Source organism: Streptomyces sp. NPDC059355 (assembly GCF_042752335.1).
In the GTDB taxonomy this organism is placed as follows: Bacteria; Actinomycetota; Actinomycetes; order Streptomycetales; family Streptomycetaceae; genus Streptomyces.
In genome coordinates, this window is record NZ_JBHYXN010000016.1 from 65190 (window position 1) to 79550 (window position 14361).

Genomic DNA, 14361 nt, shown 5'->3' on the forward strand with positions numbered 1-14361 from the left:
CGTCATCGGGCCCGCATTCGCCCGTCTGCCCGCATCACGTCCACGGCCTGTCGAAAGATCCGCCGTTCCTGTAAGTTCCCTTTGGAAACCCACTGAGGGGATCGGCGAGGGGATCGGGAGAGCTCATGGGGCAGCAGACATGGACGGCCGTTGACGACTACTTCGACGGGCTGCTCGTCGAGGAGGACGAAGCACTGCTCGCCGCCAACGCGGACGCCGCGGCCGCCGGACTGCCGGCGCACCAGGTGGCTCCGAACCAGGGGAAGCTGCTGCACCTCCTCGCCCGGATCCGCGGTGCGCGCACCGTCCTGGAGATCGGCACCCTCGGCGGCTACAGCACCATCTGGCTGGCCCGGGCCCTGCCGGCCGGCGGGCGGCTGGTCACGCTGGAGGCCGACCCGCGGTGCGCCGACGTCGCCGCCTCGAACATCGCACGGGCCGGACTGGCGGACGTCGTCGACATCCGGCGCGGCAGGGCCGTCGACCTGCTGCCCGAGCTCACGGACCTCGCCCCGTTCGACCTGGTCTTCATCGACGCCGACAAGCCGTCGAACCCGGACTACCTGGAGTGGGCCCTCGAACTGACCCGGCCCGGCAGCGTCATCATCGGCGACAACGTCGTACGCGACGGCGCCGTCGTCGACCCCGACAGCACCGACCCCCGCGTCCAGGGCGTCCGCCGTTTCACCGAACTCATCTCCGAGCACCCGAGGTTGACCGCCACGGCCCTCCAGACCGTCGGCGGCAAGGGGTACGACGGCCTCGTCATGGCCCTGGTCACCGACTGACCGGCAGCACGGCGACGCCCCGAACCACTAACCTCAGCCGCATGACGGCACTTTCCCACCACAGCTCCGACCCCATCGAGCAGCCCGGGCGCGGCGGGGCCACCGCCACCACCGAGGCCGATCCGCACGCCATCGGGCCCGTGCGCACCGAGTACGCGCCCGACAAGGACGGCGACCCCGACCCCGGCGAGATCGTGTGGACCTGGGTCCCGTTCGAGGAGAACGACGGCCGCGGCAAGGACCGGCCGGTGCTGGTCGTCGCCCGGGAGGCGGGCGGGCGGACGCTGCTCGCCGTACAGCTGTCCAGCAAGCGGCACGACAACGACCGGGAGTGGGTGCCGATCGGGACCGGGCCGTGGGACGGCGCCGGGCGGGATTCCTGGGTGGACGTGGACCGGGTGCTGCGCGTACACGAGGACGGCATGCGGCGTGAGGCGTGCGCCCTGGACCGGGGCAGGTTCCAGCTGGTCGTGGACCGGCTCCGAGAGCGCTACGGCTGGCGGTAGCGGGTTCCGTACGCCGCGCAGGGGCCCCGGCCCCTACGCCCCGAAGCCCGCGAAGGCCCGTTCGAACGCTTCCCGCGGCCCCGGATCGCGGTCCAGCACCCCGAACACCACCTGCTCGAAGACCCCCGCGAAACGCCCCGCCAGCAGGGCCCGGAAGGCCTCCGCGACCTCGGCCGGGTCGTTCCGGAACACCCCGCACCCCCACGCCCCCAGCACCAGCCGCGGATAGCCGTGCAGCGCCGCCGTCTCCAGGACGCGCTCCGCGCGCCGCGCCAGGGCCGCCGGGATCTCGGCGACGCGCTCCGGCTCCTGGCGGCGGATGGTGCCCGCGTTGGGAGCCGGTGACGTCAGGAAGCCGGCCCGGAAGGGGGTGTCCAGCAGCTCGCCCCGGTCGTCGCGGAAGACGGGCACCCCGGGGGAGTGAATCACCCGGTCGGTGTAGAAGGTGCTGCGCCCCGCACGGTGGACCTCGTAGTACTCCGGGGCCTCCAGCAGGGTCTCGTACAGGGCCGAGGCGCGGCACAGCGCCTCCTCCTGCGCCTTGGCCCCGCGGACGTATCCGCCCCCGGGATTACGGGCCGAGGCGAAGTTCAGGACGGCGACCGAGGCCCCGCAGACCGGCCCTGGACCGGCCCCGGCGAGCCTGCGGGCCGCGACCGTGCTGCTCTCCCCCGTGACCTCGACGGCCGTCTCACACCGCTCGACGGGAAATTTCTCGTCTGGAATGACCTGGTTTGGTCCATATATCCTGGTTCCGGCCCTGGATTCCGCCAGGGCGGCGGCCAGGGAGACATGCCGCCCCGACCGCGTCCGGTATCCACCGGCCGCCACGATGGTCGCGTTCTCCCGCGCGATCTCGCGCAATCTGCTGCTCACGACACCATCATCGGCAGCAGGAACCACCCGCGGCCAGACATTTTCCGTGCGGTGGCCGGCTCCCCCCTTTTCAGGCCGACGAGGACGGGTAGGTAGGCATGGTCAGGTCACATCCGTGGACAGGAGACCCTGCCGTGCCACAGGACGCATACGCACCACCGGACACGAAGGCCCAGGGCGACACTCTCGCACTCGGCGAAACCGCAGCCGAGGACCTGGTCCACGGCATCTGTTTCAAGACGGGACCACCCCGAACCCTCGGCGCCGAGCTCGAATGGCTCGTACTCGACGCCGACCGGCCCGGCGCGATACTTCCGCCGGACCGGCTGACCGCCGCGCACGACGCGGCCCGCGCCCTGCCCCTGCACTCCCGGCTCACCATCGAGCCCGGCGGCCAGCTGGAGCTCAGCTCCGCGCCCGCCCCCTCCCTCTCCGGCTGCGTGGACGGCCTGCAGGCCGATCTCACCGCCGTACGGGCCGCCCTGCGGTCCCAGGGCCTGGTCCTGCGGGGCACCGGCCGTGATCCGCGCCGGCCACTGCGCCGCATGCTGTGCAGCCCGCGCTACGACGCGATGGAGATCTACTTCGACCGCACCGGCCCGGCGGGGCGCGCCATGATGCGCTCCTCCGCCTCCGTGCAGGTCTGCGTGGACGCCGGGTACGAGGAACCGGGCCCGCTCGGGTACGGCCGGCGCTGGCGGCTGGCCCACCTGCTGGGCGCCGTGTTCGTGGCGGCCTTCGCGAACTCCCCCGCGCACGAGGGCCCGTACGCCGGCTGGCGGTGCTCCCGGCAGGGGATCTGGCGCGACATCGACGCCCGGCGTGCGCTGGCCCCGCCGCTCGACGCCGAACCGCGGGCCGGCTGGACCCGGCACGCGTTGGACACCGAGGTGATGTGCGTACGGTCGGCCGGTGACGGGCCGTGGCCGGTCCCGTACGGCATGACCTTCCGCGACTGGCTCCGCGCCGGGGAAGAGGCCGCCGGCGGGGGCAGCGACGGCGGCCCGCGTACGGACGGCCTCCGGCCGCCCACGGCCGAGGACCTGGAGTACCACCTGACCACGCTGTTCCCGCCGGTGCGCCCGCGCGGTCACCTGGAGTTCCGGATGATCGACGCCCAGCCCGGCGACGACGGCTGGCTGGTGCCGGTGGCCGTCGTCCACGCGCTGTTCGACGATCCGGAGGCCGCCGAGAGCGCGTACCGGGCGGCGAAGGCGCTGGCCGACACCCACGGGCCCCGGCCCTCGCCGCGCAATGCCCTCTGGCAGTCCGCCGCCCGCCACGGCCTGGCCGACCCGGAGCTGCGCACGGCAGCGGCCGCCTGCTTCCGGGCCGCCGCCGAGGCGCTGCCGCGGCTCGGCGCGAGCCGGCACGTCCAGGACGTGGTCGGCGCCTTCACCGAGCGCTTCACCCTGCGCGGCCGCTGTCCGGCCGACGACGGATACCTGCAGCTCACCGGGACGGGGGCCCGCTCATGACCGCATCGCCTTCAGCCGACTCCACCCGGCGGACACCTGCCGACCGCTCCGACCGCTCCGACCGTGCCGATCTTCGCGAGCGGGCCTTCGCGGCCCTGACCGCGGCTCGCGCCCGTACGGCCCTGCTCACCGACGCCGTGAGCGACCCCGACCTGATCGCACAGCACTCCCCGCTCATGTCCCCGCTCGTCTGGGACCTGGCCCACATCGGGAACCAGGAGGAGCTCTGGCTGCTGCGCAACGTCGCCGGACACGACTCCCTGCACCCCGAGATCGACCCGCTCTACGACGCGTTCCAGCACCCCCGCGCCGAGCGGCCGAAGCTTCCCCTGCTGGGGCCGGCGGAGGCCCGCCGCTACACGGCCGAGGTGCGCGGCCGTGTCTTCGACCTGCTGGAGCGGACCGCGCTGGAGGGCTCCGCGCTGCTGGACGACGGCTTCGCGTTCGGGATGATCGCCCAGCACGAACAGCAGCACGACGAGACCATGCTGATCACCCATCAGCTGCGCCGGGGCGAACCGGTGCTCACGGCCCCCGATCCGGGTCCCCCGCAGGGGCCGCCGCCCGCGGCCACCGAAGTACTCGTCCCCGCAGGCCCGTTCACGATGGGCACCTCGGCCGAGCCGTGGTCGCTGGACAACGAGCGGCCCGCGCACGAGCGGGACACCGGGGCGTTCCGGATCGACACGGTGCCGGTGACCAACTCCGCGTACCAGGCCTTCATCTCCGACGGCGGCTACCGGGACGAGCGCTGGTGGGTCCCCGAGGGCTGGGACCAGATCCGCCGGCACGGGATCGAGGCACCGCTGTTCTGGCGCCGGGAGGCCGGCCAGTGGCTGCGCCGCCGCTTCGGCGTGACCGAGCCGGTCCCCGCCGACGAGCCCGTACTGCACGTCAGCTGGTACGAGGCGGACGCGTACGCCCGCTGGGCGGGGCGCCGCCTGCTGACGGAGGCGGAGTGGGAGAAGGCGGCCCGGCACGACCCTTCCACCGGCCGCTCCACCCGCTACCCCTGGGGCGACGAGGACCCGACCCCGGCGCACGCCAATCTCGGCCAGCGCCATCTGCGTCCGGCCCCGGCCGGCAGCTACCCGGCCGGAGCGTCCCCGCTCGGGGTGCGCCAGCTGATCGGCGACGTGTGGGAGTGGACCTCCTCGGACTTCCTGCCGTACCCGGGGTTCCGGGCCTTCCCGTACCGCGAGTACTCGGAAGTGTTCTTCGGCCCGGAGCACAAGGTGCTGCGCGGCGGCTCGTTCGCCGTGGACCCGGTGGCGTGCCGGGGCACCTTCCGCAACTGGGACCTGCCGGTGCGCCGGCAGATCTTCTCCGGGTTCCGGACGGCGAGGGATGCCTGATGTGCCGCCACATCGCCTTCGTGGGGCCCGAGATACCCCTGGCCCGGCTGCTGACCGAGCCGGAGCACTCCCTCGTACGGCAGTCCTGGGAGCCGCGCCGGCAGGGCCACGGCACGGTCAACGCCGACGGCTTCGGCGTCGGCTGGTACGCGGAGGGCGACCCGGCCCCCGCGCGGTACCGGCGGGCCGGGCCGATCTGGGGCGACCCCAACCTCGCCGATCTGGCCCGGGTCGTCCGTACGCGGGCCGCGCTGGCCGCCGTACGGGACGCCACCGTGTTCGGGGCGGACGGGGAGGCCGCGGCGGCGCCGTTCGCCGCCGGGCCGTGGCTGTTCAGCCACAACGGCGCGGTACGGGACTGGCCGGACGCGGTGGCGCCGCTCGCGGCCACCCTGCCGCCCGCGGAGCTGCTGTCCCTGGCCGCGAGCACCGACTCGGCGCTGGTCTGGGCGCTGGTGCTGCACCGGCTGCAGCGGGGGGACGACCTCGGTGCGGCGCTCGCCGAGCCGGTGCGGGAGATCGCGGCGGCCTCGCCCGGCTCCCGGCTCAACCTGCTGCTGACCGACGGCACCGGCATCGCCGCGACGGCCTGGGGCGATTCGCTCTGGTACCTGGCCGACGCGGCGGCCGAGCGCACGGTGGTGGCGTCCGAGCCCTACGACGACGATTCCCGCTGGTGCGAAGTACCCGACCGGACCCTGCTGACCGCCCGTGGCACACGGGTCGACCTGACCCCGCTGAAGGAGACCTCCCCGTGAGCGACTTCCAGTTGACCCGCACCCTCGACGAGCACTCCGCCGACACCGCGCTGCGCGCGGACGTCCTGCACGGGCTGACGGTGTCCCCCAAGGTGCTGCCGCCCAAGTGGTTCTACGACGCGCGGGGCAGTGAACTCTTCGAGGAGATCACCCGCCTGCCCGAGTACTACCCGACGCGCGCCGAGCGGGAGATCCTGCTGGCGCGGGCCGGGGAGATCGCCTCGGCCAGCGGGGCGCGCACGCTGGTGGAGCTGGGTTCCGGCTCCTCGGAGAAGACCCGGCACCTGATCGAGGCGATGCCCGCGCTGGACACGTACATCCCGGTGGACGTGAGCGGGAGCGCCCTGGAGGGGGCGGGGCGGACGCTGCTGGCGGAGCACCCGGGACTGCGGGTGCACGCGCTGGTGGCCGACTTCACGAAGCCGCTGCGGCTGCCGGACACGCCCGGGCCCCGGCTCGTGGTGTTCCTCGGCGGCACGGTCGGCAACCTGCTGCCGCCGGAGCGCGCCGTGTTCCTGGCCTCCGTACGGGCGATGCTGTCGCCCGGGGACGCCCTGCTGATGGGGACGGACCTGGTGAAGGACGAGTCCGTGCTGGTGGCCGCGTACGACGACGCGCAGGGGGTGACGGCCGAGTTCAACAAGAACGTGCTGGCCGTCGTCAACCGGGAGCTGGGCGCGGATTTCCGCACCGAGGACTTCGCGCACGTGGCGGTGTGGAACCGGGAGCAGGAGTGGATCGAGATGCGGCTGCGGGCCCGGTCGGAGCTGGTGGTGAAGGTCCGGGCGCTGGATCTGGTGGTGCCGTTCGCGGCGGGCGAGGAGATCCTGACGGAGGTCTCCGCGAAGTTCCGCCAGGAGGGTGTGCGGAAGGAACTCGCCGAAGCGGGCCTTGAGTTGACTCAGTGGTGGACGGACGCGGAGGGCCGTTTCGCGCTGTCCCTGTCGGTGGCCGACGGCGAGCTCGGCTGGGCCGGCACGCCCGCGAGCAGTGAGGAGGCGGGGATCGGGGGGACGGGTACGACGGGTACGACGGGCGCGGATTCGACGGCGACGGCTGCCTGAGCCGCAGCCGCGAGTTCCCGCCGGTCCGCGTGGCGGCCCGGCGGGATCCGCGGCAGCAGCCGGACCTCGGCCCGCACTCCTCGGGCCCGTGCGATCCGCCACAGGGACGCGGTCAGCGGATCGTCCCCGACGAAGGCGGGCGCCGCGGCGAGGCTCCCGTCCGCCAGCCGGTACGCGAGCCGCACCGGCTGTACGGGCACCCGGGCGTCCAGGGCGGACTGGAAGGCGGCCCGCCGGAAGGGCCCCCGGGCGCGACCGCACCAGGTGCTGCCCTCGGGGAAGACGGTGACGCGGTCGCCGGCCAGCAGGGCATGGGTGATGGTCTCGACGGTGGCGGGGAGGGCGCGGATCCGCTCCCGTTCGATGAACAGGGTTCCGTTCTGCCGGGAGAGCGGACCGAGCACCGGCCAGTTCCTGATGTCGCTCTTGGCCAGCATCCGGCAGGGCATGGCGGCGGCGACGAGCGCGATGTCCAGCCAGGAGATGTGGTTGGCGACGATCAGGCGGCCGCCGTCCGGGCCGGGGCTCCCGTGCACGGTGATCCGGATGCCGAAGGCCCGGACCAGGGCGGTCGCCCAGGCCCGCACCAGGGCCTGGCGGGGCCGGGTGGGGAGCAGCCGGACCGGCTGGCAGCCCAGGATCCCGAGCAGGATCACGGCGGTGGCGGCGGTGAGCCGGAGCACCGCGCGGGCGAGGCCCGCCCGCTCCCCCTCGTGGCCGGTGCAGGCCTCGGGGGTGCAGGGCGAGGTGGGCAGCCAGACGCTCATGCGGCCGGGACGAGCGAGAGGAAGTGCTTGAGGTAGCGCGGGTTGGTGCGCCGCAGGGAGAGCAGGACGTACAGGTCGGCGCAGCCGAACTCGGCGTCGAGGGCGGGCTCTCCGCAGACCCAGGCGCCCAGGCGCAGGTAGCCGCGCAGCAGCGGGGGCAGTTCCACGCGGGCCGGGAAGGTGATGCCCTCAGGGTTCCAGGGGAGGTGCGGGGTGACCCGGTACTCCTCGGGGGCGAGGTTGCGGGTGAGGACGTTCTCGCGGGTGGCGGCGGCCAGGACCCCGCCGTCGGCGAGCGGTGTCGAGCAGCAGCCGGCGAGCCAGTTGTGGCCAGAGCGGTCCATGTAGCGGGCGAGGCCGGCCCAGATCAGCGCGATGACGGCGCCGTTGCGGTGGTCGGGGTGGACGCAGGAGCGGCCGACCTCGACGAGGTCCGGGCGGATCGGGGCGAGGGCGGAGAGGTCGAACTCGCCCTCGGAGTAGAGGCGGCCGGCGACGGCGGCGCGCTCCGGGGGCAGCAGCCGGTAGGTGCCGACGACCTGCTCGGTCTCCTCCTCGACGACGAGGAGGTGGTCGCAGTAGGCGTCGAAGGCGTCGGAGTCGAGGCCCGGCTCGGGTCCGTCGAGGCGGGCGCCGAGCTCGCCGGCGAAGACCAGGTGGCGCAGGCGCTGGGCGGCGCGTACCTCATCCTCGTCGCGGGCGAGGCGGACGGTGTAGTGGGGGGTGGCGGGGAGGGCCGGGGGCGCCGCGACGGGTGCGGCCGCGGGGACGGCTGCGGTGGTGCGGAGGCCGGTGACGGCCGGGGTCGCGGTGGGGGGAAGGGTGGACGGGGACAGGGGGGCGATGGTCATGGCGGCTCCTGATCCGGGCACGGGAGCCAGGCCGTCAGGTGGTGTGGCCTGGCTCCTTTACTTCTTCCGTGACCGGCTGGATTCGACATGACCGCTCAGCGGCACTTGGATGTGCGAACGCTGAACTCGGCGGGCGCGGCGCGACTCGACATCCGCTCGACGGGAGCTCGACATGCGCTCGAAAGGCGCCGGGGTCGCTCAGCGGTCGGAGCTGAGCACCTTGCTGATCGTGTCGGAGGCCGTCTTGGCGGCCTGCCTCGGGTCCTGTCCGCTGAGTACGGCCGTCATGTAGGGCTTGATCGGGTTCTTGCCCTCGACCTCGGCCCAGCGGGCGGACTTCGGGGTGGCGCGCCCCTGGGCGGCTCCCGGCGCCATGCTCGCGGCGCCCTCGTTGCCGTCGACCACGTGCGCGAGGGTGGCCTTGTTCGGTACGTAGCTCATCGTGCGGGCGAGCTCGGTCTGCCAGGTCTCGCTGACCAGCGCGCTGATCACGTCGACGGCCTGGCGCCGGTGCTTCGTCCGCTCCGGGATGATCAGGTCGGAGCCGCCGGTGAAGACGGCGCCGGGCTTGTCGGAGGTCTTGCCGGGTACCGGGAAGAAGCCGAGCTTGCCCTTGAGGGCCGGGTTGGCGGCCTCGATGGCGGCGGCCTGTCCGGGCGGGGCGATGATCTGGGCGACGTCGCCCCCGGCGAACACCTCGGACTGCGGGGGCGTCTCCTCGTCGGCGTTCTTGGGGCCGTCGCCGAGGGCCTGGAGCTGCTTGTAGAACTCCATGCCGGCCAGGGCCTTGTCGTCGTCGAGGGTGCCCACCCACTCCCCTCCGGTCTCGACGGCGAGGTCGCCGCCCTCGTCCCAGATGAACCCGGAGAGGACGTACCAGTTCTGGCCGGGCAGGTAGATGCCCTGCCGGCCGCCCTTGTCGAGCTTCTGGGTGGCCTGGATCCACTCCTGGCGGTTCTTGGGCGGGGTCTTGATGCCGGCGTTCGCGAAGAGGTCCTTGTTGTAGATCACCACACGGTTGGCGGCGTACCAGGGGACGCCGTACTGGGCCCCGTCGATGCTCGCCGGGTCGGAGAGGCCCTTCAGCCAGTCCTTGCTGCCCCACTCGCGCAGGCCTTCGAGGGTGAGTTCCGACAGGCCGCCGGTCTCGATGTACTGGGCGACCTGGGTGTTGCCGACCTCGATGACGTCGGCGCTCTCCGCGCTCTTGCCGGCGAGCACGGCGTTGACCTTGTCGCCGATGCCCGTCCACTCCTGGATCTTGACGTCCAGGTCGACACCCGGGTGCTCCTTCTCGAAGGAGGAGGTGAACTTCGCGATGAAGTCCTCCGAGGCGCTGCCCTTCATCAGCCAGAGCGTCACCTTCTGCGTCCCTCCGGCCGATCCCGCCAGCCGGCTGCAGCCGGTGAGGGCCGTCGCGGCCGCGAGAGCCGTGCACATGACGAGGAAGCGCATCTTCACGAAGGTCACCTTCTGGAGTCCGGTCTCGGAGATGGCTCGAAATTGGCATAGACCAATGGGTGGGTCAAGGCCCTTTCACTCGGGACTGTTCACACAAAGTTCGCGGAGTAGGACTTACTGGGGCACCGTGGAACGAGGCAAAAGCCCCCCACCGTCGGGAGAACCCATGTCGAACCACACCTACCGGGTGACCGAGATCGTCGGCACCTCCCCCGAGGGCATCGATCAGGCCATCCGCAACGCCATCACCAGGGCCGGCGAGACGCTGCGCAACCTGGACTGGTTCGAGGTCACCCAAGTGCGCGGGCACATCGAGAACGGCACGGTGGCGCACTACCAGGTGGGACTCAAGGTCGGGTTCCGCCTCGACGGCGAGGACTGATCACGGGGGGCGATCGGCCGCCACGGGTACGGACGGACGCGCGGGCCGGGCGCGGTGGCGCGCGGCCCGCGCTGCCGTGCGGGACGCGAAGGCCGCGCACGCGCACGCCGCGGCCTCAGGTGCGGCCTTCGCCCTCCTGGGCGGACTTGAGCTCCGGCGCGTCCGCCGCCCAGTCCGCCAGGACCACCTTGAAGCCCGCGGCGCGCGCCGCCTGGCAGACGAGCTCGTCGTCGTCCACGAGCATCCGCACCTCACGGCTCCGGGCGATCCGCCGCAGCACCTCCAGCTTGGTCACCCGGGCCGGCCGGCGGTCCTGGTTCCCGCGCATCCACAGCCGGCCCTCGGGCAGCCCGTGGCGGGCCAGCCACTCCTCCGTGTCCGCGCGGCACCGCTCCGGGCGCCCGGTCAGGTACACGACCTCGCAGTCGGCCGCCCGCTCCACCGCCAGCGCCACCCCGCGCGCCAGCGGCGGGTCGGCCGGGGCCGCGCCGAAGAAGCCGTCCCAGTCCCGGGGCCGGCCCTCCAGGAAGTGCTGGCGGTGATCGGTGTCGGCCAGGGTGTTGTCGATGTCGAAGACGGCCAGCGGCCGGCGGTCGTTGCTGTCACTCATGCGGGCCAGAGTAGGCAGGGAATCCTTTCGCCGCCCGTGCGTTACAGCCTGGTGTGATCCGCAGAATCTCCATCCTCGACCGGTCCCGCACCCGCGAGGGGCACACCGCCCCGCAGGCCCTGCGCGACACCGTGGAGCTCGCCCGCGCGGCGGAGCGGCTCGGCTACCACCGCTTCTGGGTGTCCGAGCACCACAGCGTCCCCGGAGTCGCGGGCTCCGCGCCCGCCGTACTCGCCGCGGCCGTCGCCGGGGCCACCCGGCGGATCCGGGTCGGCACCGGCGGGGTGATGCTGCCCAACCACCAACCGCTGGTGGTCGCGGAGCAGTTCGGGGTGCTGGAGTCGCTGTTCCCCGGCCGGATCGACATGGGGCTCGGCCGCTCGGTCGGCTTCACCGGCGGGATCCGGCGGGCGCTGGGCCGCGACACCGGGGACGCCGACCGCTTCGAGGAGCAGCTGACGGAGCTGCTGGGCTGGCTCGACGGCACCCAGCGGGCGCATCCCGAGGTGCACGCCCACCCGGCGGAGGGGCTGCGGATTCCGGCGTACGTGCTGGCCACCGGCGAGGGCGCCGGGATCGCGGCCCGGGCCGGGCTGCCGCTGGTGGTGGGCGACCTGCGGGCGCGGGGCCGGGTCACGGAGGTCATCGAGCGCTACCGCGCGGAGTTCCGCCCCTCGGCCGCGGGCTCGCGGCCGTACGTGGTGGTCTCCGGGACGGTGGCCGTGGCGGACACCCCCGGGGCCGCCCGGCGCATCCTGGTCCCGGAGGCCTGGTCCCTCGCGTACTCCCGCACCCGGGGCAGCTTCCCGCCCCTGCGCCCGGCGGAGGAGGTCGAGGCGCTGGCCATGACCCCGAAGGAGCGGGAGCTGTACGAGGGCGGGCTCACGGGACACATCCACGGTACGGAGGAGCAGGTCGCGGAGCAGCTGGCCGAGGTGGCCGGGCAGACGGGCGCGGACGAGCTGCTGGTCACCACCTCCACGTACGACCGCACGGCGCTGCTGGACTCCTTCGAGCGGCTGGCCCGGGTGGCGGGGCCGGCCGGGCCCTGACCGCGGGCGGCCCGTAAACTGGGGCGAATGCACCACTCCACCGCGCCCGAGGCCCACCGCGACTCCTTCGTACGGGTGAGGGGAGCCCGGGAGCACAACCTGCGCGGCGTCGACGTGGACATCCCGCGCGACGTCCTGACCGTGTTCACCGGGGTCTCCGGCTCCGGGAAGAGCTCCCTGGCCTTCGGCACGCTCTACGCCGAGGCCCAGCGCCGGTACTTCGAGTCGGTGGCCCCGTACGCGCGCCGCCTCATCCACCAGATCGGCGCCCCGAAGGTGGACTCCGTCACCGGGCTGCCGCCCGCCGTCTCCCTGGAGCAGCGGCGCTCCTCCCCCGGCTCGCGCTCCTCGGTCGGCACGGTGACCCTCCCTGCGGATGCTGTACTCGCGCGCCGGCACCTATCCGACGGGCGCCGAGCGGCTCGACTCCGACGCCTTCTCCCCCAACACCGCGGCCGGCGCCTGCCCTTCCTGCCACGGACTCGGCAGCATCCACCGCACCAGCGAAAAACTCTTGGTGCCGGATCCCGGGCTGTCGATCCGTCAGGGAGCCATCGCCGCCTGGCCCGGGGCCTGGCAGGGCAAGAACCTGAGGGACATCCTGGAGGTGCTCGGGTACGACGTGGACGCGCCCTGGGGGGAGTTGGCGGCGAAGGACCGCGAGTGGATCCTGTTCACCGAGGAGCAGCCGGTGGTCACGGTGCACCCGGTGCGCGACGCGGACCGGATCCAACGGCCCTACCAGGGCACGTACATGAGCGCCCACCGTCATGTGATGCGGACCTTCTCCGACAGCAAGAGCGCCACGCTGCGGGCCCGTGCGGAGCGGTTCCTGACCGATTCCCCGTGCCCGGTGTGCGAGGGGCGGCGGCTGCGGCCGCAGGCCCTGGCCGTGACGTTCGCGGGCCGTACGATCGCCGAGCTGGCGGCCCTGCCGCTGACCGCCCTGGACGCCGTACTGGCCTGCGCACCCCTGGACGGGGAGGCGGCGCGGGTGCTCGCCGAGGACCTGCGGGGCCGGATCGGGCCGGTCGTGGAGCTGGGGCTCGGCTATCTGAGCCTGGACCGCACCGCACCGACCCTGTCGGCGGGCGAGCTGCAGCGGCTGAGGCTGGCGACACAGCTGCGGTCCGGGCTGTTCGGGGTGGTGTACGTACTGGACGAGCCGTCGGCGGGGCTGCACCCGGCCGACACCGAGGCGCTGCTCGGCGTACTGGACCGGCTCAAGGCGGCGGGGAACACGGTGTTCGTGGTCGAGCACCACCTGGACGTGGTGCGGCACGCGGACTGGCTGGTGGAGGTGGGTCCGCTGGCCGGGGAGCACGGCGGCCGGGTGCTGTACAGCGGGCCGCCCCGGGGGCTGGCCGGGGTGGCCGGGTCCGCGACGGCGCGCCACCTGTTCGCGGAGCGCGGGGCGGGGCCGGGGCGGCGGCCGGTGCGGACGGCGAGCGGAGCGGTGCGGCTCACCGGAGTGGAGCGGCACAACCTGCGGGGTGTGGACGCGGAGTTCCCGCTCGGGGTGTTCACGGCGGTCACCGGTGTGTCGGGGTCGGGGAAGTCCACGCTGGTGGGCCAGGTGCTCGCCCGGGAGGTCGGGGAGCGGATCGCCGATCCGGGGTTCCCTGTGCGGCGTCTGGTGGAGGTGGACCAGAAGCCCATCGGCCGGACCCCGCGGTCCAACCTGGCCACGTACACGGGGCTGTTCGACGTGGTGCGCAAGCTGTTCACGGCGGCTCCGCAGGCTCGGGAGCGCGGCTGGAAGGCGGGCCGGTTCTCCTTCAACGTCCCGGGCGGCCGGTGCGAGACCTGCCAGGGCGAGGGGTTCGTCTCGGTGGAGCTGCTGTTCCTGCCCAGTACCTACGCTCCGTGCCCGGAGTGCGCCGGAGCCCGGTACAACACCGAGACCCTGGACGTGCGGTACGAGGGGCTGAACATCGCAGAGGTGCTCGGCCTGACGGTGGAGTCCGCGGCGGCCTTCTTCGCCGGGGTCCCGGCGGCGGCGCGCAGCCTGCGGGCGCTGGAGGACATCGGGCTGGGCTATCTGCGGCTGGGCCAGCCCGCGACCGAGCTGTCGGGCGGCGAGGCGCAGCGGATCAAGCTGGCGACGGAGCTGCAGCGGCAGCGCCGCGACCACACCCTGTACGTGCTGGACGAGCCGACGACCGGGCTGCATCCGGCGGATGTGCGGGTGCTCTTGCGGCAGTTGCACGGACTGGTGGAGGCCGGGCACTCGGTGGTGGTCGTGGAACACGACATGGAGGTGGTGGCGGGCGCGGACTGGGTGATCGACCTGGGTCCGGGCGGCGGTGCGGACGGCGGCCGGATCGTGGCGGCCGGCACGCCGGCGGAGGTGGCCGCCACGGGCGGGGGCCGTACGGCGGGCCACCTCGCGCGGGCGCTGCGCGAGGTGTAG

At 73.5% G+C, this 14361-nt stretch carries 12 protein-coding genes and 2 pseudogenes; 9 read left to right on the forward strand and 5 right to left on the reverse strand.

The features are described from left to right. Positions 1-125: 125 nt before the first annotated feature. Entirely contained in the window at positions 126-788 is a 663-nt protein-coding gene (locus ACFXGI_RS17505) for an O-methyltransferase (RefSeq protein WP_384706914.1), read from the forward strand. A gap of 41 nt (positions 789-829) precedes the next feature. Then, positions 830-1294 (forward strand): type II toxin-antitoxin system PemK/MazF family toxin, encoded by a 465-nt coding sequence (locus ACFXGI_RS17510; RefSeq protein WP_384706916.1) that lies wholly within the window; start codon positions 830-832, stop codon positions 1292-1294. A gap of 33 nt (positions 1295-1327) precedes the next feature. Here the strand turns inward: ACFXGI_RS17510 and ACFXGI_RS17515 are convergent, their stop codons facing one another. Then, complete coding sequence (locus ACFXGI_RS17515) at positions 1328-2170, reverse strand: TIGR02452 family protein (RefSeq protein WP_384706918.1); 843 nt, start codon at positions 2168-2170, stop codon at positions 1328-1330. A 134-nt stretch (positions 2171-2304) separates the two neighbouring features. On the opposite strand from ACFXGI_RS17515, the gene egtA reads away from it, so the two are divergent. The 4 genes from egtA to egtD are packed head-to-tail and all read left to right on the forward strand — an operon-like array spanning position 2305 to position 6825. Further along, positions 2305-3648 (forward strand): ergothioneine biosynthesis glutamate--cysteine ligase EgtA, encoded by a 1344-nt coding sequence (gene egtA, locus ACFXGI_RS17520; RefSeq protein WP_384706920.1) that lies wholly within the window; start codon positions 2305-2307, stop codon positions 3646-3648. Further along, positions 3645-5003 carry an ergothioneine biosynthesis protein EgtB gene (gene egtB / locus ACFXGI_RS17525; protein WP_384706922.1) on the forward strand — a complete coding sequence of 453 codons (1359 nt, stop codon included), beginning with the start codon at positions 3645-3647 and terminating at the stop codon, positions 5001-5003. Before egtA ends, egtB begins: the two co-directional genes overlap by 4 nt. Beyond that, positions 5003-5761 carry an ergothioneine biosynthesis protein EgtC gene (gene egtC / locus ACFXGI_RS17530; RefSeq protein ID WP_384706923.1) on the forward strand — a complete coding sequence of 253 codons (759 nt, stop codon included), beginning with the start codon at positions 5003-5005 and terminating at the stop codon, positions 5759-5761. Before egtB ends, egtC begins: the two co-directional genes overlap by 1 nt. Continuing rightward, positions 5758-6825: an L-histidine N(alpha)-methyltransferase gene (gene egtD, locus ACFXGI_RS17535; protein WP_384706925.1), complete on the forward strand. Its 1068-nt coding sequence runs from the start codon at positions 5758-5760 to the stop codon at positions 6823-6825. The genes egtC and egtD overlap by 4 nt, the downstream gene beginning before the upstream one ends. A gap of 239 nt (positions 6826-7064) precedes the next feature. Here egtD and ACFXGI_RS17540 read toward each other — a convergent pair. From ACFXGI_RS17540 to ACFXGI_RS17550, 3 genes and pseudogenes are all read right to left on the reverse strand, one after another. After that, positions 7065-7592: pseudogene (locus ACFXGI_RS17540) on the reverse strand (lysophospholipid acyltransferase family protein); the annotation flags it as partial. Beyond that, complete coding sequence (locus ACFXGI_RS17545) at positions 7589-8443, reverse strand: GNAT family N-acetyltransferase (protein WP_384706927.1); 855 nt, start codon at positions 8441-8443, stop codon at positions 7589-7591. The pseudogene ACFXGI_RS17540 and the gene ACFXGI_RS17545, both read right to left, overlap by 4 nt. Before the next feature lie 198 nt (positions 8444-8641). After that, positions 8642-9904: an extracellular solute-binding protein gene (locus tag ACFXGI_RS17550; RefSeq protein WP_384706929.1), complete on the reverse strand. Its 1263-nt coding sequence runs from the start codon at positions 9902-9904 to the stop codon at positions 8642-8644. Positions 9905-10070: 166 nt separating this feature from the next. Here ACFXGI_RS17550 and ACFXGI_RS17555 point away from each other — a divergent pair, with 166 nt between their 5' ends. Beyond that, on the forward strand, positions 10071-10286 hold the full coding sequence (locus tag ACFXGI_RS17555; protein ID WP_384706931.1) for a dodecin: 216 nt from the start codon (positions 10071-10073) through the stop codon (positions 10284-10286). Between the two features lie 115 nt (positions 10287-10401). On the opposite strand, the gene ACFXGI_RS17560 is transcribed toward ACFXGI_RS17555, so the two are convergent. Continuing rightward, the gene (locus ACFXGI_RS17560) at positions 10402-10896 is read right to left on the reverse strand and encodes an HAD family acid phosphatase (RefSeq protein ID WP_384706933.1); all 495 of its coding nucleotides are present in this window, start codon (positions 10894-10896) and stop codon (positions 10402-10404) included. Positions 10897-10949: 53 nt separating this feature from the next. Between ACFXGI_RS17560 and ACFXGI_RS17565 the strand changes: the two genes are divergently transcribed. Then, positions 10950-11948, forward strand: coding sequence for an LLM class flavin-dependent oxidoreductase (locus tag ACFXGI_RS17565; protein WP_384706935.1), 999 nt, complete (start codon positions 10950-10952; stop codon positions 11946-11948). Positions 11949-11975: 27 nt separating this feature from the next. Next, positions 11976-14361 (forward strand): annotated as a pseudogene (locus ACFXGI_RS17570) (ABC transporter).

What these genes read in the sequence shown, in the direction of transcription:
- egtC (WP_384706923.1), top strand. Translation starts at nt 5,003, where the DNA reads ATGTGCCGCCACATCGCCTTCGTGGGGCCCGAGATACCCCTGGCCCGG.
- ACFXGI_RS17545 (WP_384706927.1), bottom strand. Translation starts at nt 8,443, where the DNA reads ATGACCATCGCCCCCCTGTCCCCGTCCACCCTTCCCCCCACCGCGACC.
- ACFXGI_RS17560 (WP_384706933.1), bottom strand. Translation starts at nt 10,896, where the DNA reads ATGAGTGACAGCAACGACCGCCGGCCGCTGGCCGTCTTCGACATCGAC.
- ACFXGI_RS17555 (WP_384706931.1), top strand. Translation starts at nt 10,071, where the DNA reads ATGTCGAACCACACCTACCGGGTGACCGAGATCGTCGGCACCTCCCCC.
- egtB (WP_384706922.1), top strand. Translation starts at nt 3,645, where the DNA reads ATGACCGCATCGCCTTCAGCCGACTCCACCCGGCGGACACCTGCCGAC.
- ACFXGI_RS17505 (WP_384706914.1), top strand. Translation starts at nt 126, where the DNA reads ATGGGGCAGCAGACATGGACGGCCGTTGACGACTACTTCGACGGGCTG.
- ACFXGI_RS17510 (WP_384706916.1), top strand. Translation starts at nt 830, where the DNA reads ATGACGGCACTTTCCCACCACAGCTCCGACCCCATCGAGCAGCCCGGG.